This window comes from Photobacterium aquae, assembly GCF_001029445.1.
Taxonomy (GTDB): Bacteria; Pseudomonadota; Gammaproteobacteria; order Enterobacterales; family Vibrionaceae; genus Photobacterium; species Photobacterium aquae.
Genome location: NZ_LDOT01000023.1, coordinates 175,941 through 198,588, shown reverse-complemented (window position 1 = coordinate 198,588; position 22,648 = coordinate 175,941). Strand labels below are relative to the sequence as shown.

16 protein-coding genes are annotated in these 22,648 nt (G+C 46.6%); 7 read left to right on the top strand and 9 right to left on the bottom strand.

The annotated features are described in order from the left end of the window. The first annotated feature begins 159 nt into the window (after nucleotides 1-159). The 3 genes from ABT56_RS16215 (at nucleotide 160) to ABT56_RS16205 (ending at nucleotide 4,148) form a co-directional block, all read left to right on the top strand. Nucleotides 160-609 (top strand): DUF3069 domain-containing protein, encoded by a 450-nt coding sequence (locus ABT56_RS16215; protein ID WP_047879927.1) that lies wholly within the window; start codon nucleotides 160-162, stop codon nucleotides 607-609. 229 nt (nucleotides 610-838) lie between these two features. Then, nucleotides 839-3,211: a fatty acid cis/trans isomerase gene (locus ABT56_RS16210; RefSeq protein WP_047879926.1), complete on the top strand. Its 2,373-nt coding sequence runs from the start codon at nucleotides 839-841 to the stop codon at nucleotides 3,209-3,211. Between the two features lie 121 nt (nucleotides 3,212-3,332). Further along, on the top strand, nucleotides 3,333-4,148 hold the full coding sequence (locus ABT56_RS16205; RefSeq protein WP_047879925.1) for a DUF2797 domain-containing protein: 816 nt from the start codon (nucleotides 3,333-3,335) through the stop codon (nucleotides 4,146-4,148). A gap of 58 nt (nucleotides 4,149-4,206) precedes the next feature. Here the strand turns inward: ABT56_RS16205 and ABT56_RS16200 are convergent, their stop codons facing one another. From ABT56_RS16200 to ABT56_RS16185, 4 genes are all read right to left on the bottom strand, one after another. Continuing rightward, nucleotides 4,207-4,830 (bottom strand): putative ATP-dependent zinc protease, encoded by a 624-nt coding sequence (locus ABT56_RS16200; protein ID WP_047879924.1) that lies wholly within the window; start codon nucleotides 4,828-4,830, stop codon nucleotides 4,207-4,209. A gap of 78 nt (nucleotides 4,831-4,908) precedes the next feature. Beyond that, entirely contained in the window at nucleotides 4,909-5,802 is an 894-nt protein-coding gene (locus tag ABT56_RS16195) for a phosphotransferase (RefSeq protein WP_047879923.1), read from the bottom strand. A 273-nt stretch (nucleotides 5,803-6,075) separates the two neighbouring features. Continuing rightward, a complete protein-coding gene (locus ABT56_RS16190; RefSeq protein WP_047879922.1) occupies nucleotides 6,076-6,312 on the bottom strand; it encodes a DUF3389 domain-containing protein in 237 nt (78 codons plus the stop codon). Beyond that, nucleotides 6,309-6,743, bottom strand: a complete 435-nt coding sequence (locus ABT56_RS16185; protein ID WP_047879921.1) for a hotdog fold thioesterase — start codon at nucleotides 6,741-6,743, stop codon at nucleotides 6,309-6,311. The genes ABT56_RS16190 and ABT56_RS16185 overlap by 4 nt, the downstream gene beginning before the upstream one ends. Nucleotides 6,744-6,866: 123 nt before the next feature. Between ABT56_RS16185 and ABT56_RS16180 the strand changes: the two genes are divergently transcribed. Continuing rightward, nucleotides 6,867-7,670: a M48 family metallopeptidase gene (locus tag ABT56_RS16180; protein ID WP_047879920.1), complete on the top strand. Its 804-nt coding sequence runs from the start codon at nucleotides 6,867-6,869 to the stop codon at nucleotides 7,668-7,670. Between the two features lie 74 nt (nucleotides 7,671-7,744). Here ABT56_RS16180 and ABT56_RS16175 read toward each other — a convergent pair whose 3' ends face one another. Together ABT56_RS16175 and ABT56_RS16170 are read right to left on the bottom strand one after the other, a co-directional pair. Then, on the bottom strand, nucleotides 7,745-7,957 hold the full coding sequence (locus tag ABT56_RS16175; RefSeq protein ID WP_047879919.1) for a hypothetical protein: 213 nt from the start codon (nucleotides 7,955-7,957) through the stop codon (nucleotides 7,745-7,747). Between the two features lie 66 nt (nucleotides 7,958-8,023). Continuing rightward, nucleotides 8,024-8,485, bottom strand: coding sequence for a TetR family transcriptional regulator (locus ABT56_RS16170; protein ID WP_047879918.1), 462 nt, complete (start codon nucleotides 8,483-8,485; stop codon nucleotides 8,024-8,026). A 539-nt stretch (nucleotides 8,486-9,024) separates the two neighbouring features. Here ABT56_RS16170 and ABT56_RS16165 point away from each other — a divergent pair. The 3 genes from ABT56_RS16165 (at nucleotide 9,025) to ABT56_RS16155 (ending at nucleotide 14,292) form a co-directional block, all read left to right on the top strand. Then, entirely contained in the window at nucleotides 9,025-10,686 is a 1,662-nt protein-coding gene (locus tag ABT56_RS16165) for an AMP-binding protein (RefSeq protein ID WP_240478334.1), read from the top strand. A 338-nt stretch (nucleotides 10,687-11,024) separates the two neighbouring features. Further along, nucleotides 11,025-12,350: a serine hydrolase domain-containing protein gene (locus ABT56_RS16160; protein WP_047879916.1), complete on the top strand. Its 1,326-nt coding sequence runs from the start codon at nucleotides 11,025-11,027 to the stop codon at nucleotides 12,348-12,350. 781 nt (nucleotides 12,351-13,131) lie between these two features. Continuing rightward, complete coding sequence (locus tag ABT56_RS16155) at nucleotides 13,132-14,292, top strand: MFS transporter (protein ID WP_047879915.1); 1,161 nt, start codon at nucleotides 13,132-13,134, stop codon at nucleotides 14,290-14,292. 855 nt (nucleotides 14,293-15,147) lie between these two features. Here ABT56_RS16155 and glgB read toward each other — a convergent pair. The 3 genes from glgB to ABT56_RS16140 form a co-directional block, all read right to left on the bottom strand. Then, complete coding sequence (gene glgB / locus ABT56_RS16150) at nucleotides 15,148-17,292, bottom strand: 1,4-alpha-glucan branching protein GlgB (protein ID WP_047879914.1); 2,145 nt, start codon at nucleotides 17,290-17,292, stop codon at nucleotides 15,148-15,150. 53 nt (nucleotides 17,293-17,345) lie between these two features. After that, on the bottom strand, nucleotides 17,346-19,529 hold the full coding sequence (gene malQ, locus ABT56_RS16145) for a 4-alpha-glucanotransferase (RefSeq protein WP_047879913.1): 2,184 nt from the start codon (nucleotides 19,527-19,529) through the stop codon (nucleotides 17,346-17,348). A gap of 84 nt (nucleotides 19,530-19,613) precedes the next feature. After that, nucleotides 19,614-22,073 (bottom strand): glycogen/starch/alpha-glucan phosphorylase, encoded by a 2,460-nt coding sequence (locus ABT56_RS16140; protein WP_047879912.1) that lies wholly within the window; start codon nucleotides 22,071-22,073, stop codon nucleotides 19,614-19,616. Nucleotides 22,074-22,648 lie beyond the last annotated feature (575 nt).

The following is a 22,648-nucleotide window of genomic DNA, read 5'->3' as shown; positions in this document are numbered from 1 at the left end:
CAATACAGTGTGATAGAGACAACGAAGATATTGTTATCGCCTATTCACCTAAGATGAGACAAATGATAAAAAATCGATGATAAGCTTATTATTGACATTTCCCGGCAGGGCTATAGCATTCACCCCCTTAATTTTCATCTACGCTACAGGAATATAGCGATGTCTGATATGACAAACACCGAAAATACTCACGTTGAAGAAGTAACACTTTCTCTTGCCGACTGTTCTCCTGAACTACGCAAACTGGTTGAATTCGAGCAAGTTCCTGCTGAACTGCACGACATGCTGATCAATGTTTACAAAGTGTCTGAGCCATCAACTCGTGAAGCTTGGGATCAACTTCCAGCCAGCGCACAAAACGTATTGGACAACTTCGAGCAGTTCCACGCTCTTGTTTCTCTAAGCCAAAGCTACTCTGGTGTTGATTTCCTTGGCGAAATGCAAGAAACAGAAAAACCGGCTGATATGAGCGACGACGAGTTTGCTGAATACAAAGCCGTAATGCTAGACAAAGTACTGCACAGCTGCGTTAAAGACATGTGTAAGCAACTTAAGAAAGCACGCCGCAACCCACCAATGAAGCGTGAATTCCTAGCAATCTTCGCGTAATACGCAGGATTCTTTCAATCAAAAACAAAAGCTTGCTTCGGCAGGCTTTTTTTATCTTTCCTGTTGGGTAAAGAGAATCACCGCCAATTGAATTTCGATAATTAGTCGTTACTGACTCATTTCCCATAAAACGGGTAGATTCAGCACCGATACAAGCTATTTTTCTCCATTTCGGTATACAATTGAACATGATCAAATTAGTCTTTCTACCTTAAATAACGAATAAAACATGTCAATAAAACACTGTAAGCGTATTTTTATACTATTGCTCACCGTGCTGTTTTCTGGCTGTGCCGTCTATGCCGGTTTTAATTTCGACCAGCAATTCGGCAGAGCAGAGCCACAGCAGCGTATTGCCCCGGCAAACACGCTTCAGGCCAACAACTACCTCACTGAAGTCAAACCCATTATCGAGAACCGCTGCGTCGTCTGCCATGCCTGCTACGATGCCCCCTGCCAGTTAAAACTGTCTTCAGCGGAAGGGATTGATCGAGGAAGCAACAAAGAAAAAGTGTACGAAGGCACTCGCCTGATTGCGGCAAATACCACCCGAATGTTCATTGATGCCCAATCAACGGCACAATGGCGTGACAAGGGATTCAATGCCGTACTCAATGAACGCGAGCAGTCTCCCGAGGCCAACACCCAAGCCGGTGTTATGGCACGCATGCTGCAACTAAAACAGGCGCATCCTCTCCCTGAACAAACCGTACTCACGGCCGATGAGTGGGATTTTTCGCTTGATCGCAATCAACAGTGCCCGACCATTGAAGAAATGGCCCAGTACGAACATGACTACCCGCAGTGGGGAATGCCATACGGCCTGCCGAAAATCAGTGATGCCGATAATAAGGTATTGATGGATTGGCTCAGTGCTGGCTCCCCGATGGCTGCCGTTGCCCCACCATCCCTATCAACGCAGGCGAAAGTGTCCAAGTGGGAAAAATTCCTCAATGGAGACAGTTTCAAACAGCAGCTTGTCAGCCGCTACATTTACGAGCACCTCTTTGTCGCTCACCTTTATTTCAGCGACGAGGAGACTCCGGTCTTTTTCAATCTGGTTCGTTCACGTACGGCACCAGGAAAACCTATTGATATTATCGCGACCCGGCGTCCTTTCGATGATCCCGGTGTCGAGCGGGTGTATTACCGCTTCCAGCAAGTACGCGAGACAATTGTCGACAAGACCCATATGCCTTACGCCCTCAATCCGACCAAAATGGCCCGGATCGAGACACTCTTCTTCAAGCCAAGCTATACCGTTGCAGCCCTTCCGGGATATGAACCGGAACTCGCTGCCAACCCGATGGAAGCATTCCGTCAATTGCCGGTAGATAGTCGCTATCGCTTTATGATCGACAATGCACAAAATACAATTATGGGCTTTATCAAAGGGCCGGTATGCCGAGGTCAACTGGCTCTTAATGTCATCAACGACCGTTTTTGGGTTTTCTTTGTTGACCCAGCAATGGCCGATACGCCGCGCGTCGACGCATTTTATCAAGATCAGGCCAAGAACCTGAGAATGCCAGCCGAACATGAGAGCAATACCCTGCCGCTCACCCATTGGATGAGCTATGCCAAGCAGCAAGGTCGATTCCTACGAGCCAAAAATGCTTTCATGGCTGACACATTCAAAAACGGTGAGCACCTGACAACCGACCTTGTCTGGGATGGTGATGGCTACAACGATAATGCGACATTGACCGTCCTACGCCATTTCGACAGTGCAACGGTAACCAAAGGGCTAGTCGGCAAACCACCCAAAACAGCTTGGATCCTCGATTACTCACTCCTTGAGCGCATCCACTATCTTCTGGTTGCAGGCTTCGATGTGTACGGCAACTTCGGTCACCAGCTTGTCACCCGTATGTATATGGACTTCCTGCGAATGGAAGGCGAATCAAACTTCCTGTCTTTGCTGCCATCGAGCACGCGTCGTAGCGAGCTGGCCGACTGGTATCTTGGTGCAGATCAACACCTGACTCAATTTCTACAAGGTGACATCAATGCGTTTGACCAGCCGACGGGCATCCAATTTACTACCGGACACCCTAAGCAAGAACTCTTCGAGATGCTGGAACAGAAACTGAAACCGGTTAATTCCACGCGTTATGACTACCGTCAGGCTGAGCTTGGTAACAACGCCATCAATGCACTGAATAACATCGACCAACTAAAAGGCAGGCAAGCGACGCTGTTCCCGGAACTTAGCTACATCATGGTCATGCCAAGCAACCCAGCATCGGCTCCCCAGCTGTTTACCTTGGTTCGGAACAGTGCCCACAAAAATATCTCGAGCCTGTTTAGCGAAGAGGCTAACAGGCTCTACGACCAAGATAATGTCACATTAGTAAAAGGCATCCTTGGTAGTTACCCCGGGGCATTCTGGTTGGTTGACGAAGGCGACTTACCTGCTCTGGCCCGCGAGATCAAAATGGTATATACCGAGGCCGACTATACCAAATTTATGGATCGCTATGCTGTTCGACGCACAGACCCTGATTTTTGGTCATTCAGCGACAAGCTAAACCAGCTATACCAGCAGAACTTTCCGATTGAGGCTGGATTGCTAGATTATAACCGTCTAGAGAACCGCTAACCTCGATACGACAAAGCCCATTGTTTAATGGGCTTTTTACTCAACCACCTCTTAACCGTGGGCAGGTGCAGCCCAAGGCTGTTAAGATATATCAATACCTAAAACAATATAGAGCAAAGTCATGCAAGGAACTCTCCGTAAGATGACCTCGTCATTAAGCGATGTCGTTAACTACGCCCTGCCTGTAGGTGAGCAGGAACTATCTCTAAACCCACTCATCGGCAAACACCTCCGACTCACCTTTACTGGCAACATATATTGTGATGCATGCGGTAAGAAAACCAAGAAAAGTTATTCGCAAGGGCACTGTTTCCCGTGCATGAAAAAACTAGCACGCTGTGATATGTGCATTATGAAACCAGAAACATGCCACTATGCCAAAGGCACCTGCCGAGAACCAGAATGGGGAGATAACAACTGCATGGTACCGCACTATGTGTACCTCTCTAACACCTCGGGCCTCAAAGTCGGTATCACCCGTCACACCCAGCTCCCTACTCGCTGGATTGACCAAGGTGCCACACAGGCATTACCTATTCTCAAGGTAAAAACTCGCCAGCTATCTGGCCTGGTGGAAATTGCTCTTGCCGAATTAGTCGCAGATAAAACCAACTGGCGGGCGATGCTGAAAGGAAGTGCAACACCACTCGATTTAAAACACGAGGCTAATAGCCTGATGCCACAAATCGAAACCAGGCTTGCACAACTTATCGAAGAGTTTGGCAATGACGCCATTGAGCGGCTAGATGAATCCGTTGTCGATATTCACTATCCGGTAGATAACTACCCGACAAAGATTAGCTCGCACAATTTTGATAAAGATCCTGTCGTCGAAGGCACTCTCTTGGGTATTAAGGGCCAATATCTGATCTTTGACACAGGAGTCATCAATATTCGTAAATTCACCAGCTATGAAATTATGGCTGAACACGAATAACGATATGACCCATTGATATAAAGGGCTGTTTATCGTCATGTAAACAGCCCACTGGATACTACTTTATTTTAGGCTGTACATAACGCCGGTTACTATCAAACACAGCCACGTCGCGGATAAAATTAACGCCTAGAACAATACCTTTCCCGGCCGTCAGGGCAAACTCTGTTAGTTCATTGAGATCCCCAAGACGTGCTCTCAACTTAACCACAGGTTGGCGTTCGTCACTGCCTTTTTCCTTGCTCCATCTTTCAACGGGAAGCTCAAGGTTTTGCCCTGCCGCTTTGAACTTAACCCAGTCTTTTCCATCACGCTCAAAAGGTTGTACATCAGCAACCCCAATAGACGACAACGAACGACTATTATCCACCGTCGCCTTGACTGGCTTTTTGGTTGACGCTAAAACAACCCATTCCTCACGCCCTAGAATTAATTTACCATCCTGAGTTTTAGTAACGATAGGTTGCGGCTTAGGTTTTGCTTCCGACTTGGGTTCGGGTTTCGGCTCAGGCTTGAGTTCAGGCACAGGTTCTACAGCTGGGGGATCAACAGGAGGTTGTTTAACAACAACCTCCGGCTGTACGGGTTCATTCACATCAGGCAGGGAGTCTGTCTTTTGGGCCGATTGCTGGGCACAACCTCCCAGCAATACCACTCCCGCTAATAGCAACGTTATTCTCATCGCAAGGCCCCCTCAATATCCTTATGTATTTACAACCGTTTATACCCATACTAGCCCAAATACATAATCATATGGACATCACTGACTAAAAGGGCGGTATTGATGCATCTTTGCCACCTTTCCTTCAAGCCATTGCGCGTCAAACCAGCCCATATTACGACTATGCTTTGCATCGTCCCACAAACTGAAAAACCAGCGCCGCAACTCGAAGCCGTCATCCAAGGTTACATGCTTACAATAATGCTCGACCAAACCCAGTTCTGGGCGAACATCATACAAATGAAAAAGATCCATTTCCCGGTGACGAAACCCGACATCACAAGGGTCTAGCACAGCAGAGACCTTGAATGTCTTTGGATCAAATAACACATTGCCAATATGGCAATCGTCATGAATCAAGGATGGAGCCCCTTTTAGTTCAGACAAAATGTCAGCACGAGACTCCCACAACTGGCCATATATTTCACGCAAATGCGGCGTAAAAGGGGAATACTCACTCATTACATAACGGTAAACCGGCGACATCCAATGCTCAAATGCAGAGTCGAATGAATCCGTAAAGCCTTGCTTAGGGATCTCATATCCTTCTGCGCTATGCTCATGCATTTCTAGCAAAACATCTACATAACTATCTCTGAAGGCCGATATAGCCATCGGGGTTGCTGGAAGTTTGTGAGCCGGCATGCCATCAACCCACTCCAGCATCAGGTAATCATGCCCATCCTCACGGCCAAAAAATAATACTTCAGGAACCTTGCACGACACGCTCTTACGTAAGCGCTGCAATCCATCGAGCTCTAACACCAATCGCCCTACTTCACGGGAAAATTTAACCACAACCCGGGATTTTCCTGAACCTAGAAATACCACCCAGCCATAGAAAGTCTGTTCTATCTTGCTCAACGTGGCTGCTTGCCGAAAAATCGTTTTATAAGCAAACTCTGCAATCTGCTTTAATCTTTCTTTGTGCATCGGCGCCTCTCACCACAATATTATCAAGGTATATTATCCCTTAGCGGAATAATGCAAGCCTGTGATTTTATTAGAATTAATCTGTACTTTACTCTTGCTATACCATACCCTTTTCACCGACCTCATGGCTACTGTAAACCTTATAATGAGCCTAATTTTTCCCGCTTTTTAACCATTTTATGACCTAGCTTTACTCTCAACCCTGTGATACGGATACAAAAAAAGCGCCTTCACCGGCGCTTTTTATCCCCAAACTAGCTCATAAGGGGGAGATTAGCCATCAATTGCCATCCCCACATCTGCCGCAAGCTGCTGCAATTGATTTTCATCATCAAGTTTCACTGACCAATTGATCCCAGAACCGACAGCAGTCACCACATTCGCTCCCTTGCCTATCAAACGACAATCATCAACCGATGCCTGCAATGTCACCCGAGACGAACCATCGAGTCGAATAACAATTTCATGTTGGTTGGCAATAATTCGCCCTTGTGAAAATACGATTGTCATAGTTCTTTCTTCTTATGCTTCATTACAGCCATTGTTAAGCGACTGGTACACACCAAGCGTCCTCGCTCATCGGTGATTTCAATTTGCCAGACTTGGGTCGTCGCTCCCAAGTGAAGAGGCATTGTTCTACCGATCACGTGACCACTGCGCATAGCCCGAATATGGTTGGCATTAATATCAAGGCCAACACAATACTTATCCATATCTACACACATGTTTGCCGCAATAGAACCCAGCGTTTCAGCCAGCACCACCGATGCACCTCCGTGTAGCATACCAAGGGGCTGGTGAGTCCGAGGTTCCACTGGCATTACTGCCGTCAGGCTATTTTCATCAAACGCGGTATATTCAATGCCCAGATGCTCAACCAGCGTATTCTTCGATGTCTGATTAAGCGAAGCCAAAGTAAACGCTTTTTTCCAAATACTCATTACGATAGAGATCCTCAAGAATTTTCATCAAATATACGAGCCAAATTGTATAGCTAAACTGCTCCAATCAACGCTTTGCTGTATGATAGCAAGAACAAGTACCAACCATGAAAGGACGCAATAATGCGATGTAAGTTTCCCCTAATCAGCGCATCCCTCTGCGGTGCATTAGCATTGACGCTAACCGCCTGCAGCAGCTCTCCAACTGGACGCCAGCAAATGTTGCTGTATTCAGAACAAGATATGTCACAGCTTGGCGCTCAATCATTCGAGCAATTAAAAGAAAAAGAAAAAATCAGCACGAATAAAGCGACCCAGCACTACGTACAATGTGTCACTGATGCGCTCACCGCAACCCTTTCCGGCCCTCAAACACCAGGACAGTGGGAAGTCGTCGTTTTTGACAGCAAGCAAATTAATGCCTTCGCCCTTCCTGGTGGAAAAATCGGTGTTTACACTGGCCTACTCAACGTCGCAAACAACCAAGATCAGCTGGCAACCGTGATTGGCCACGAAATTGCCCATGTTCTCGCGCAACACAGCAACGAAAGGCTATCAAGAAGCCAATTGGCCAATGTCGGCATGCAAATATCGAGCATCGCCATCAGCGGTACACAATACCATGATGCCGCTATGGCAGGACTGGGACTAGGTGTCCAATACGGGGTTTTGATGCCCTACGGCCGAGCCCAAGAATCTGAGTCGGACATTATGGGACTGCGTCTGATGGCACAAGCAGGCTTCAATCCACAAGAAAGCATTACTCTTTGGAAAAATATGGCCAAAGCCTCAGGCGGCCAACAGCCACCAGAATTGCTATCAACTCACCCATCACATGATACACGTATCGATGATCTAAAAGCCGAAATAGCCAAACTGCCCAATACCAGCACACCGCACCCACAATGCAAACTAATGCCAAACTAAACGATAACCTCTTTGGCTTCGTGACAAAAAAAGCACCCTGTGGGTGCTTTTTTATCTGGTACAATGACTAACAATCAGTTTGTTAGCTCTTCAAACTTAGAACTCAACTTATCAGCGGCCTCAGAAAGCGAATCTGCGCTATCCGACGCTTTGTCTGACATATCTTCGAACACATCATGGACCTCTTCTAATGAACGAGAATCCATCAAGTCCTCAATATCATCCTTATAAGTCATGCCGATATAAACACCAAGACCAACCAAAGCGATTACGATATATTTCAACACAGAGCATGCCCTTCTTTCTGGTACGAAAACACAAGCATTATTAAGAACACATATTGCAAGAGATTTTTATTTAACAAGGCTAATCAATGATTTACCAAGAAGCCATTCTAATTCTTTTTGGCTTTCAGAACCAAAACGCTCTTCACACAGTTCATACAACCGCTCTATACCACGCTTGGCAAAATCACTGGTCGTTTCAGCTGATGCAATATGGTGGAATAACAGTCGCAGCGTTGCACGAAATTTTTCATCATCCAACGCGGCAATCCAGCTTTCACTGAATGTATTCAGTCCATTATCTAGGTCTAGACGCTCGACAAACAGGCGGAAAATTCGACCATCTAACGCGTTAGCAAAGTCCTGTTTCTTAGGAAAGTGATGGCTGATCCCTGTTCGTGAAATCCCCGTCTGCTTACTCAACGTCGTGTAAGACATCTTATCGTAGCCCAACGTCAGAATTTGGTCGACCACGGCATCCATGATTGTCTGAATGGTAATTTCGGTATCTTCTTTACTACGCTTCGGCATAAAAAATTGACTCTATTATCTTATTCATTGTATCTGCCTGCAGGTTACGCTCTTACAGACAAGATGACAAATTAGCTCTCATTTCGTAATACACAAATACGGCAAGCTGCCTAAATTTGCACCACCACTACCAAAATACAGGATATCGTCCTGTTAGATAATTATTATCAAAAACACTTTTTTATCAAGGCATAATCTTACATAAAATCCACATCCATGCAAAACATGAGGACAAATCTCGCAATAAATCCCTTCATTCGATCCCATGGGTGAATTTCGCAACAGTTACACATCGTTATCCACCGCACTAAAACGTTACAAACACGAAATCTACGCAGTTGTTTAAATTTTGTTCTACCTTAGTTACTGACAGGTATGACCATTGCTTTTTTTGCTGTAATTACAAAGTGATTATGCACATTCAGTCATAAATCTGCTTGACCAATCAGTGCAAAAGCTATTATTTTAACAAAACGATAACATGGAAGGATCGCTGTATGACTCTACCTTTGCAAACGGATCGCATTAAGGATTCCCTTATGACTCAACAACTGCCGACTGATTGTATTTTGAAATGGGCAAAAGAACGCAGTAACGAAGTCTACCTTCGCCAAATCATCAATCGTCAATTTGTCGACTTCACCTATGCCGAGGTAGCAGACAAAGCTCTGCGACTCGTCAGTGCTCTCCGCGCCCAAGGTTTCCAGCCAGGGGATCGTATTGCGCTGATGTCAAAAAACTGTGCCGAATGGTTCATCACCGATCTTGCATTAATGCTCGGCAGTTACATCAGCGTGCCAATCTTCCCAACCGCTGGCCCTGAAACCGTTGAGCATTGTCTTACTCACAGTGAATCCAAAGCCCTGCTTATTGGTAAACTTGACGACAGTAAAGCCATCAATACCGTTCTGGCTGGCATGCCAGACCTCTTTACTGTCAATTTTGATTACCCTTCTGCACCAAAATGCCAGTACGGCTTTAACGAGTTTATCGCCAAATATAAGCCAAGTGAGGAACGTCCAAACCACCAGCCGAATGACATTATGTCTATCGTCTACACATCCGGTACATCTGGCCTTCCCAAGGGGGCTATGCTGAGTTACGGCGCGTTTTCATGGTCAGTTCAACGCCTTGTTGATCACATCGGTATGCAAGACGGTGAACGCCTATTTTCCTATTTGCCTCTGGCCCACATCACAGAGCGAGTCTATATCTTTGGCTCTTCTGTTATCGCAGGAATGCAAGTCGCCTTTCCAGAATCACTCGATACCTTTATTGATGATGTCAAAATGCATCGTCCAACCCTGTTTATTTCCGTACCTCGCCTATGGACTCTGTTCCAACAGCGCATCCTTGAAAAACTCCCCCAAGGAAAACTCAATATCCTGCTCAAAATCCCGTTTGTCTCAGGTGTTATTAAACGCAAATTGGCAGATGGGCTTGGCTTAAACAAAGCAAGGGTACTTGGCTGTGGTTCAGCGCCTATCTCACCGGCTTTACTACGCTGGTACGAGAATGTCGGTCTCAAGATCACCGAAGCATGGGGGATGACCGAGTCTTTTGCTTACAGCACACTCAATCACCCATTCCGCAGCGATAAAATCGGTACTGTTGGTAATGCTGGGCCCGGCATAGAAGTGAAGGTTTCCGACAACGAAGAAATCCTTGTCCGAGGCATGGGGCTCTTTTCTGGTTACTACAAGAATGAAGAAGCCACGGCGAAAATGTTCGACAGTGACGGATGGCTTCATACTGGAGATATCGGTTCTATTGACGATGAAGGCTATCTGACCATTCAAGGCCGTATCAACGACACATTCAAAACAGCCAAAGGCAAATTCGTATCGCCGGTTCCTATTGAGAAACGTATTTTTGAGCTCGCCAATATTGAGTTAATGTGTGTCATCGGCTCGGGCCTACCTGCCCCCATTTTGCTGGCGATTCCTCACCAATTCCAAAACTTTGACCGTGAGCGATACGAGAAAACCGCTAAACGCGTTATCGACACCATCAATAAGGAACTCGAATCACACGCAAAAATCAAAGGGGTCTTAATGATTGAGGATCCTTGGAGTGTCGAAAATGGCATTCTAACTCCAACATTGAAAATCAAACGACACGTGCTTGAGAAAAAATATCACGATATAGGTTCCCATTGGCCTAAAGATAAACTTGTTCAGTGGGAAGATAACCTGAGTTAAACCAACAAAACGCCGGACACCCTCTGTTCGGCGTTTTTCCTACCATTGATCTATAGATTCAGAACCTCATCCCAGAGACAAAATAGATCTATGCCCTCACCCACCGTCTTACCAACCGATAAATCAATAAATTATTTTATAACAATAAGATAACGAATGATAACCGCACCGCCTCTCACTTATTATTGCAACCGTAATTGCATATTATAAAAAACATTAAGTGACTCGAGTAATTAAACACAACTACCCGCAAGTTGCGATCTAACACTATGTCGTTGCGAAACCAGTGGTAATTTTGTTGCTATATATATGGAAAATGAATTCTCACATTGAACTTTATGATCAAACTCAAACGCACAACCATAGCGGGCCTTGTTGCTCTTCTCGCCAGCACCACAACGCCTACATGGGCGAGCGATTCTCTACAAACTAACCTTGACGACTATTTCAATCACCAGCGTCAATACGGTTGGTTTAATGGCAACGTATTAATTGCGAAAGACAGCAATATTTTATATGAAGAATCTTTTGGTTTTGCCGACGTCAAGCACAAGCGCGAGTTAAATCCGCAAAACCAATTTAAAGTTGGATCAATCACCAAGCAGTTCACAGCCGTTGCTATCCTGAAACTCTATGAAGAAAAGAAACTTGATCTGAATGATCCCGTTTCCAAATATTATCCACAACTAAATAAAGGCCGTGATATCACCATCAAAATGCTGCTGGATCACACATCTGGCCTTTACCGTGATACTGACTGGCGTGAATACAAATCAAGTTGCCGATCAAACAGCATCATCAATGAGATTGTTGCAAACTCAAAAGTTTACACACCGAGCCTGATGTACAACTATAGTCACGCCAATTACTACTTACTTGGTGGGATTATTGAGAAAGTCACACGGCAAAACTATAGCGACTATGTAACCAAAGAAATCATACGACCAGCCGGGCTTAAAGACTCAAGTCTAAAACTAACCCTTTCTGTCCAACTTGCGAAATCCTACGAGCTCTCAGGCTTAATTGATGCACAGATTACCCCTGTTGGCTGTGCAGGTTCCGCAGGAGAGCTAATAACCACCGCCCGCGATCTCTATCTGTGGAACCAAGCACTCAGTCGAGGTCAAATCATAAGCCACGATACACTGCAAATGATGTATGAACAAAAACTAGGTCTCACCATGCAGGAGATCGAAGGTGAGTTTTACTACGTCAATCAGGGTAAGATCGATGGCTACAAAGCGCTACTAATGCAGCATCCCAAAACAAATACGGTTTATATCGCAATGAGCAACGTTTTCAACACAAACTTGGAAATGCTTGCTGCTGATATTGTCCGTATTATGAAAGACAAAACGCCAAACCATAAATTGAAGCTACCGAAAGAAGATAAAAATGGCTGGCAACATAGAATAGAAGTGGTTGGAAACTACCTTGACAGTAATGGGATACCGCTACAGATCGTTTTCCAAGATAACGTGTTGCAGGCAAAAGTGAACCAATTTTCTATTCCATTAACAATCGAAAATAAAAACCGAGTTGTCGCCCATGGCATTGACAATATGATCCGGATTAAACGAAATCAAAACGAAATTGCCGAAGAGATCATCTTCTTCTCTCGAGATGGTCGCTACCTATCCCGATTTGCACGAATAACTAACTAATACTGCAAAAAAAAGCACTACACCTGCTACTGTGAATGCTAGAGTCAATCTTCCCGCTACTGAAGATTGACTCCAGAATTCAAGCAAGGTGTAGCGCTGAACCAAACCGCTTTTTCTTTCTTACCGCATCACAAACTCATATCTAGGCATCACTCCTTCTGTATCCTCATAGGCTAATGCATAACATGTACCAGTTATAAGCAATTGATACTTTAAAGAAATGATGCAAATACCACTACACACGCCCTAAGTTGGTGAATATTTGCACAATAGCAGCGCGTGCTGCCCTTTAAAATCAGACCAAAGCGATTGTTTTTTACGCAAATGGAAAATTATTTTTATCATGACGAACAACAACCTCACTTTAATTGTGTTTTTTTTCATTTAGCCCACGAAACATGATCACCATCACAAAACATAAGGAACATCAAAAAGGCCATAAAAATCAATTAATATCAGCAATATAAAATCAACCACCATTGGTAAATGCCTCGAGATTTGTTTAGCCTTCATAAGGTATTTCTGTCTCACCAGAGAAAGATAAATTAACCTTTTCTGTCGCATAAAATTTTCTCATTTTACCTACTGTGATTTTGGCCTCATATTCCCATTTCGGGCAGGTTCTCATCCTGCTTGCCGATGCAATTTTTCCACCCCAAATATTGGTACTTCTCGCTATCAAGCAAACTCACCATAGTTTGGGATACGGCTATTGCCTATGCGGGCGCGCTCTTCTGCCGCGTCTTTATTCTTAAAAAACATTTCTGTTGGAGATTGGGTAGTGAATCAAGTCGCTACAACCCCTGCGCGCTCTAGTATCTGGGTGCCGGTTACTGGACTTAGCATTTTTGCAATTGCGTCCGGCTATTTAATGAGCCTTTTGCCATTGGCACTGGGCCATAACAATCTGCCAACACAAGCAGCCAGTTGGCTTGCAAGTGCCTATTATATCGGTTTACTAATCGGCTCCTTGATGATTGAGCCGGTGATTAAGCGCATCGGTCACCGCATGGCCTTTGTGACCTTTTTGACCTTGCTTGCAGCAACAGTCTTGCTAATGTCAGTCAATGGTGATCTCAACCTATGGCTAGGCAGCCGTTTTATCGCAGGTATTGCGGTCGCGGGGATTTTTGTCGTCATCGAGTCATGGCTACTGATTGGTGACAGCAAAGAAGAACGCGCTAAAAACCTTGGCCTATACATGACGTCGCTTTACGGTGGCACAACCTTGGGGCAGTTCGGCATTGGTATTTTCGGTACAGCTGGAATGATCCCCTTTGCCGTTGTTCTTGGGCTATTGCTAGCTGCTATGTTGCCAGCCATTGCCGCCAAAGGTGCAAAGCCCAATGTGGAACAGCACATCAGCCTCTCGCTGCGCCAAATCCTAGGCTTGAGCAAACCTGCTTTTGTTGGCTGTATCGTCTCAGGGATTGTTATGGGCTCAATTTATGGGCTATTACCTCTGGCCCTTAAAGCTGAAGTCAGTGGTAACGATAAAATCAGTGTGCTCATGGCCGCAACAGTACTTGGTGGTATGGTTATTCAACCCATCGTCGGTAAACTTTCCTGCCGCATGTCAAAAACTGTCCTGCTGGCACTCATGTGCTTACTAGGCGTGTTTGCGATGGGCTTGTACTTAGTCGATCAAAGCTACGTGACTCAAATTGTTGCGCTGGCACTCTTAGGTATGTCTGCATTTGCACTCTACCCTATCGCAATCACCCTGGCCTGTGACGGTATCCCCTCACAGTCCATTGTTTCGGCAACGCAAGTCATGCTGTTTTGCTACAGTGTGGGATCAGCCTTGGGCCCTGTTGCTGCTGATTTCTACATGGGACAAGAACAAGGCCTTATGGCTTACTTCTTCGGAATCCTACTTGCTACGTCGCTTTATATGCTACTTGTCAGCTTGAAAACCAAACCGGCTGCCGTGGCTCACTAAATCACCCACTAGATACACAAAAAGGCGGTATACCTATGGTATACCGCCTTTTTTTCGCCACTCTATACAAGCTCAGACCAACCTACATCCGACCTCTTAATACGAAAAGGAGAACAAGAGAAAAGGAGAAAAGGAGAAAAGGAGAAAAGGAGAAAAATGATCGTTGGCTGAGTGAGGGGTTGAATACAAAAAAAGAACGGGCGCGACTTTCGTCGCGCCCTTGGTCTTTAATGCAGCATTCCCGCTACTATGGTGCTCCCTGCATCATTCCGTGATCAAGCTGCGTCCTTCAGCGTCTTCCTTTGCATATCCGTCCTGGATAAGTCCATTGGTCTCGCCTTGACCCGTCGCAACATCCCGTTACGACTCCCATCTCCATCCTGGAGGTGTCCGTTGCCTCATCCTGAAGCGATCCCTATATGTCATCCTTACCAGCAAGTATCCTACTTACTTTATCGGATCCATCCGATGTTCCCTTTACACTCCCTGCTCGACAAATCATCCTGATTTACCGACCTCTTCCTGAGGGTGCCTCACTCCTTGGCTGCTGTTCTATTCCAATTCATCAGCTCCATCTGATAAGGGTAAGATTAAAGGATTGACATTTTTCGGCAATCGACAAAGATCACATTTTTCAACCACAATAATCCCACCATATATAACACCAAGTTAAGCCATTGAAAAAATACGATTTTAATTTCAATTAATGGCTATTCCACCATGATTAAACCGCCATATTCCTACCGACTTGTAAGAGATCTCGCACATCATATTCCCCCACATCCTTTTCTGCAGAGACCGTCATAAAAAAAGCCCGCATTATATCGCGGGCTTTTCATATTTATTTTCTGGCTATTAGCCGGCAAAACGATAGAAAACAGTCGCCAACGGTGGCAAATCAATTGCAATTGACTGTGGCAAACCGTGGCTCTCTACTTCTTCTGTTGGCAAAGTCAGGCAAACTGTCGCGTTGCTCCCCCAATACTTACTATCGTCAGTATTCAGAACCAATTCATAACAGCCGGGAACAGGCACGCCCAATCTGTAACCTGATCGCGGCACAGGTGTAAAGTTAGTTACCACCAGTACCTTGTCACCATTGAGTGCGAATCGCTCATGAGCCAGAATACTGTTATCGGCATCATCCTGCATCCGCCACTCAAAACCGGCAGGATCACAATCTTGCTCATACAGGGCTGGTAATGATGTGTAGAGATGGTTCAAATCTCGAACCAGCGCCTGCATACCATTATGGCGTGGATACTGAAGCCAATGCCACTCCAGCTGCCCTTCATGCGCCCATTCCGCACTTTGGGCGATCTCTGCCCCCATAAAGTTCAATTTCTTCCCTGGCTGGCCATACATGTATCCCATATAGGCGCGTAAGTTAGCCGTCTGCTGCCATTCATCACCCGGCATCTTGTTGAGCAGCGATCCTTTTCCATACACCACCTCGTCATGAGACAGTGACAGTACATAATTCTCGCTAAAGGCATAGACCATCGGGAAGGTCACGGTATTATGGTGGTATTTACGGTGCACTGGCTCTTCTTTGATATAAGAGAGGCTATCGTGCATCCACCCCATATTCCACTTAAAGCCAAACCCCAATCCGCCCATGCTAGTTGGCTTGGTCACTCCCGGAAAAGCCGTCGACTCTTCAGCAATAGTCATCGCATTCGGGTAGAGGCGATAAACTTCCTCGTTCACCCAACGTAACAAACTAACAGCATCGAAATTAACGTTACCGCCTTCGTGGTTAGGGATCCACTGATCATGCTCACGCGAATAATCCAAGTAGAGCATGGATGCGACCGCATCGACCCGCAGACCATCAATATGGTAGTGCTCAAACCAAAACAAGGCGTTGGCAACAAGGAAACGACGAACGTGATCGCGTCCGTAGTCATAAATGTAGCTTTGCCAATCTTGATGCCAACCACGGCGTGGGTCAGGATCATTAAACAGTGCCGTACCATCGAAATTCGCCAAGCCATGCCCGTCTGACGGGAAATGTGCTGGCACCCAATCAAGTACAACCCCGATATTGGCCTGATGGCATTGATCGACAAAATACTTGAAATCGTCCGGTGTACCGTAACGGCTAGTTGGCGCAAACAGGCCAATCGGCTGATAACCCCATGAGCCATAAAACGGGTGCTCTGATACCGGCATTAGCTCAACATGGGTATAACCCATCTCCGTCAAATACGGGATCAACACCTCTGCAAGCTCGCGATAATTCAGGAACTCGCCTTGCTCATTGGTTCGCCAAGAGCCCGCATGCAATTCATAGAAAGACAACGGTTGCTGATGCTTCGGTGTAACCTCTCGTCCCTGCCACGCACCATCATGCCACTGATACTTGGACTGGTCGTACACCTTGGAAGCAAAAGATGGGTATTGCTCAGAATGGTAACCCCATGGATCGGCCTTGTGCGGCAGGCTATTGCCTGCACTGTCCTTAATCTCGAACTTATAGCGGGTATCGGCTTCCAAGTCAGGAACAAACAGTCCCCAAAGGCCATCGTCCAGCCGCTGCAGCGGATGGCGGCGGCCGTCCCAGCCATTGAAGTCACCCACCACGCTCACTGCAGAAGCATTCGGTGCAAACACCAAAAAGCGTACCCCCGATACGGGTTTCCCAGCTCGGTTCAGAGTGATTAGCTGAGCCCCCATCTCGCTATGCATTTGATCAGGCGCCTGCACAACAGAATAGGATGGGATCAAACGGTGGAACTGATAGGGATCATACAAAGTCTGCTCACCTTCCGGCCAGCAGATAACTAATTGATAAAGCTCTGAGGTAAAATCACGCTCGCCATGCAGTACAAATCCGCTGTCACCTTCTCGTTCCAGAGACAGGCGCTCGCCGCTACCAGTCAGCACCGCAACGCTTTCTGCCCCCGGCAAAAATACGCGCAAAGCGATATCTAGAGAGTTGTACTGTGGGCCTAAAAATGAAAATGGGTCTGAAAATGCAGCCCTTTCGAGCTGCACGTATTCCTTCTCACTGCGTGTCACGTTCAATGTGTCCAACGCATTACTCCTGATTACTGATTGTGTGATGCTTTTTCTCGTGTTTCTGTCAGGCGACGAGTCAAATCAACAATGTTCTGGCGGGTGAAAATATCATCCAAAGAAGCCGATAGCTTACGGCGCCAGTTCGGATATTCATCAACCGTACCAGGGATATTGACCGGCTTATCCATTTCTAGCCAATCTTCAAGCTGCAAACTCAGCAATGCACTTGCGCCCGATGCCAGATGAAGTTGCATCGATTCACTAAGGTTCCTGTCCATAGGTACATATGCAGCATTATGCCCAACACCTTCAGGAAGATAACCATGCCATGCCAAACTATCAAGGATTTTTTGTTTGCTTTCCGCACGGGAATCAAACAAGCCCTGTAGCTGTTCCTTATTGGGATACAAGCCCAACTCCTCGCCCATTTTCAAATCATCACAGTGCCAGAAACCACGCAAGGTAGGCATATCATGAGTACACAAAGCAGCCATTGACTGTTGGGTGTAATGCGAAGGCGAATAGAAGCCACCATCTTCTGCTGTCTCGAAGAAGAAAACTTTATACGAGTGGATACCTGCTGTTGCCAGCTTGTCTACAATTTCATCCGGTACCGTACCCAAGTCTTCACCGATAACCGTACACTGGTAGCGATGGCTCTCTAGTGCCAAAATGGCCATCATGTCTTCTACCGGATAATACATGTATGCACCTTTGGTTGCGTTCTCGCCTTTAGGGATCCACCAAAGACGCAGCAAACCAAGTACATGGTCAATACGCAATGCACCACAGCTACGCATATTGGCGCGCAATAGATCGACATACGGCTGGTAGGCACGCTGTTGTAGCACCTCAGGGTTAAGCGGTGGAAGGCCCCAGTTCTGGCCTAGAGGACCAAGGATATCTGGTGGCGCACCAATGCTGACATCTTGGCAAAGTGCACCGTGATCCGCCCATGTCTCAGAGCCGGAGTCACAAACCCCTACCGCCAAGTCACGGTACAGACCGATAACCATGCCCTTTTCCTGAGCCAATTCATTAACTTCAGCCAACTGGGTATCAGCAAGCCACTGCAGGTACATGTATAGCTGTACTTGCTCGTTATGCGTTTTAATAAAGCTCTGAACCGCAGGGTTATCAAAGTGACGATACTGCTCAGGGAATACCGGCCAGCCCCACGTTGACTCGTCGTCTTTCTTCAACTCGGCATGAAGCGCATCGAATGCCGCTTGGTGCAACAGGCTCTCACCGCCTTTTTCGACAAATGCCAAAAACTGCTGCGCACGAGCCGTATTCTTGTCGAGATGGCGCTCACGGAATGTTGCGAACAACAAAGGCAACACCGCCATTTTCAGGCAAGAAACCTCACTGTAATTTACCCAATTGGCATCACGAGCAGCGTTCAAACGCTTCTGGAACTCAGCGCTTCCCACTAATTGTTGTGCTTCATCACATTGGGCAAACTCACTTACCGAGCTCACGTCAATGTACATCAGGTTCAGCCAGCGACGTGAAGACGGGCTGTATGGGCTCGCACCTTCTGGGTTCGCTGGAAATAGAGAGTGAATCGGGTTTAGGCCAACAAAGTCACCACCACGGGCAGCAACATCAGCAACGAGCTGTTTCAGATCGCCGAAATCACCGATACCCCAGTTATGGTTAGTGCGAATTGAATACAGCTGAACACTGGTACCCCAGAGTTTCTTATCGTTAAGCAAGGCTTCTTGCTTGTAACAAGAGGTTGGAGTGACAATCAAGGTCATTTCAAACGGAGATTTACGGCGCTTACGGTACACTTCCAGTTTATGGTAGCCCCAAGCCAGATTATCAGGCAGGGCAAACACCAACAGCCCGCCTTCAGCACGGTCATCTTGTACCAACTGAGACTGCAACCAGCCTTCCAGCACGTCACCTTGTTCGGTTTCCAAACGCCAGCTGAAATCGCTAATCCGAGCACTCTGGCCCAGATGCATTTCAATATGCATAGGCTCGCCACTGCGGATCACCTTCACCGGCGCCATAACATCTGGGCGCAGATGCTTGTTCGCAGACTCCAGCAGTGCTTCATCCGAACTTGTGTCGTAGCCTAGCGACGCCAGCAAACGAACGATTGTTTCGTTATCGACGCGCGCTTCATCTCCCCAAGCGCTGATATAGCTATCGGCAATACCAACTTGGTCAGCAACTTGTTTTAGTACTTGATTGTCTTTCATCGTTCTCTCCGTTAGCGGCCTTTCGGCCGCTACGATGTTAGGGTTTTGCTGATATCAATTCAGACACTGTTGCCACAGTGTGGTTTAGCGTTTTACTGGCTCAAGTTTCCAGATGTTATTGGCGTAGTCTCGAATACTACGGTCTGAGCTGAACTTGCTCATCAATGCCGTGTTCAAAATAGCCTTGCGGGCCCATGTTTTCTGATCACGGTATTGTGCATCGATTTCTTCGTGAGTCTTCACGTAATCGGCAAAGTCAGCCAGTACCAGGTATGGGTCTCCACCATCCAGCAAGTTTTGGCGAATCGCCGCTAGCTGGCCAGGATGGCCTGGTGTGAATTCATCAGTATTCAATAACTCCAGAGCTGCACGCAGTAAGCTATCAGCATGGTAATAACGGTAAGGGTCATAACCCTCGTTCTTCAATTTTTGTACTTCGTCCACCAGCAAGCCGAAGATGAAAATGTTGTCATCGCCAACTTCTTCGCGCATTTCAACGTTAGCGCCATCCATCGTACCGATGGTCAGTGCACCGTTCATCGCAAACTTCATGTTGCCGGTACCCGATGCTTCCTTGCCTGCGGTTGAAATTTGCTCAGAGACATCTGCCGCTGGGAATAGAATTTCCGCAAGGCTAACACGGTAGTCAGGGATAAATACCACCTTCAACTTGCCGCCAAGGCGCTCATCGTTGTTTACTTTTTCTGCCACTTTATTGATGGCAAAAATAATATCTTTCGCCAGCGCATAGCCTGGAGCCGCTTTGGCACCAAAGATAAACACGCGAGGATGCATATCGAACGTCGGATCATTCAGAAGACGGTGATATAGCGACAGAATATGCAGCAAATTCAAATGCTGACGCTTGTATTCATGAAGTCGTTTAATTTGGATATCAAAAATCGCATTAGTATCTAGTTCGATACCCATGTTTTCATTGATCCAATCAGCCAAACGCTGTTTGTTCTCTTTTTTAACCGCCATATAGCGCTGCTGGAACGCTTCGTCATCAGCAAATTTCTCTAGGCCCGCGATCTTCTCAAGGTGTGCAGGCCAATCGTCGCCAACTTTCTCACTGATTAGTGCCGACAACCCTGGGTTACAGTACTTAATCCAGCGACGCGGTGTCACACCGTTGGTCACGTTGGTCAAACGTCCAGGGAACAGCTCATTGAATTCAGGGAACAAGTCACGCTTAACAAGCTCTGAGTGCAATGCTGCTACACCATTAACCGCGTATGTACTTACCACACAAAGGTTTGCCATCCGCACCATTCGCTGTGGGCCTTCCTGAATAATGGACAGCTTACGCTTCACTTCATTGTTACCCGGCCATGTTTTTTCAACCTGCAACATAAAGCGGTGGTTAATCTCGAAGATGATCTCCATATGGCGAGGCAACATCTGCTGAATCAATGCCTCACTCCATGTTTCCAGTGCTTCTGGCAACAAAGTATGGTTGGTGTACGCGAACGTGTGCGAACAGATTTCCCAAGCCTGATCCCAGCTCATCTTAAAATCATCGATAAGCACACGCATCAGTTCAGGAATAGCAATCGTTGGGTGAGTATCGTTCAGCTGAATAGTTTCCAGCGCTGCAAGATCTTCAATCTTGTTGCCTGCCGCAAGGTGGCGGCGAAGAATATCGGCAACTGAACACGCGCAGTGGAAATACTGCTGCATCAGACGCAGTGCCTTGCCTTGATCGTGATTGTCATTTGGATAAAGCACTTTGGTTACGTTGCCCGCTTCCAAAGCTGGGTATTGCGCACCCACATAGTCACCATCGTTGAATCGTGACAGGTTGAACGGCGCAGAAGAACGGCACTCCCAAAGACGCAGCGGGTAAACGCTGTTGTTGCCGTAGCCGACAATTGGCAAATCCCACGCAATACCTTCAACGGTCATACCCGGAACCCAACGGCGGCAGTTATTGCCCGCATCATCAACATAGGCTTCAACGTGGCCGTAAAGGCTTACATGCTGAGTCAGTTCAGGACGAACGACCTCCCACGGGTAGCCTTCAATACCACGCCACGCATCTGGCGCTTCTACTTGGCGACCATCTACAAATGACTGACGGAAAAGACCGTACTCGTAGTGCAGACCGTAACCTACAGCAGGGTACTCCTGCGCAGCCAACGAATCCATAAAACAAGCAGCAAGACGGCCCAGGCCACCATTACCCAAAGCAGGGTCTCGCTCTTCTTCTAGCAAGTCAGTCAGGTTCTGGCCCAACTCTTCCATGGCCGCAGCCACATCTTCATACAAGCCCATGCTGATCAGGTTGTTGCCTGTCAGGCGGCCAATCAAAAATTCTAACGACAGGTAGTTCACACTGCGTGCTTTCTCTGACGCCAATTGCTGTTCGGTCGCCAGTAGATTGCCGGTGCTGATTTCAGCCAGTGCTTTGCCCATTGCCATATACCAATTACGTGGTGTGGCATTCTCTACTGTTGCGGCATAGGTTGTCGTAAGGTGCTTCTCAACGGCAGCTTGAAAAGCGGCCTTGTCAAATTGTTGTGTCTGACCATTTTTAGACATGGCTCAATCTCGCTCTAGGATGATTTCCAATTGTGTTTAATGTTGCCTTCATTAATCATCCGAAACATCCTCCCGGAAAAAGGAGGATGAGGGATGAGTATCAGGGGCGTAGTTACCAGACCCCCTCACTTTCTGTGACAACCTGCAAGTTTTCAGGGGGTAGAAGGCAAATCATCACCATTTAAATGCAAATCACTGCATATAAAATGAGTATATTTCTATGTGCAATGGAGTGAGTATTTATTTTAGAAAGATCCAATAAGTGTGATTTAGTTCATAAATCTAAGGGTGAGATGCGGAGATTTGCTGAATTAACTCAAGCCCAATGTAAAGTTATGGGCCAGATCAAAAGTTGTGAGATTCTTTTCATGCAAGATATTCTCCGCTCTTAGTCATATACCCAAGCTACCTCAAGGTATAGGATTCAAACGGCAGTGAATCGCTATGTCTGCAAATCCGAGCCCTGATGAGAGACAGATATACTCTTACGGAAACAACGCGTTAGATGTAGCTTGGGTATATGACGATTTTCCTACACTCATCCCTGAGGTAGTAGGGCACAATGGAACTGAAAC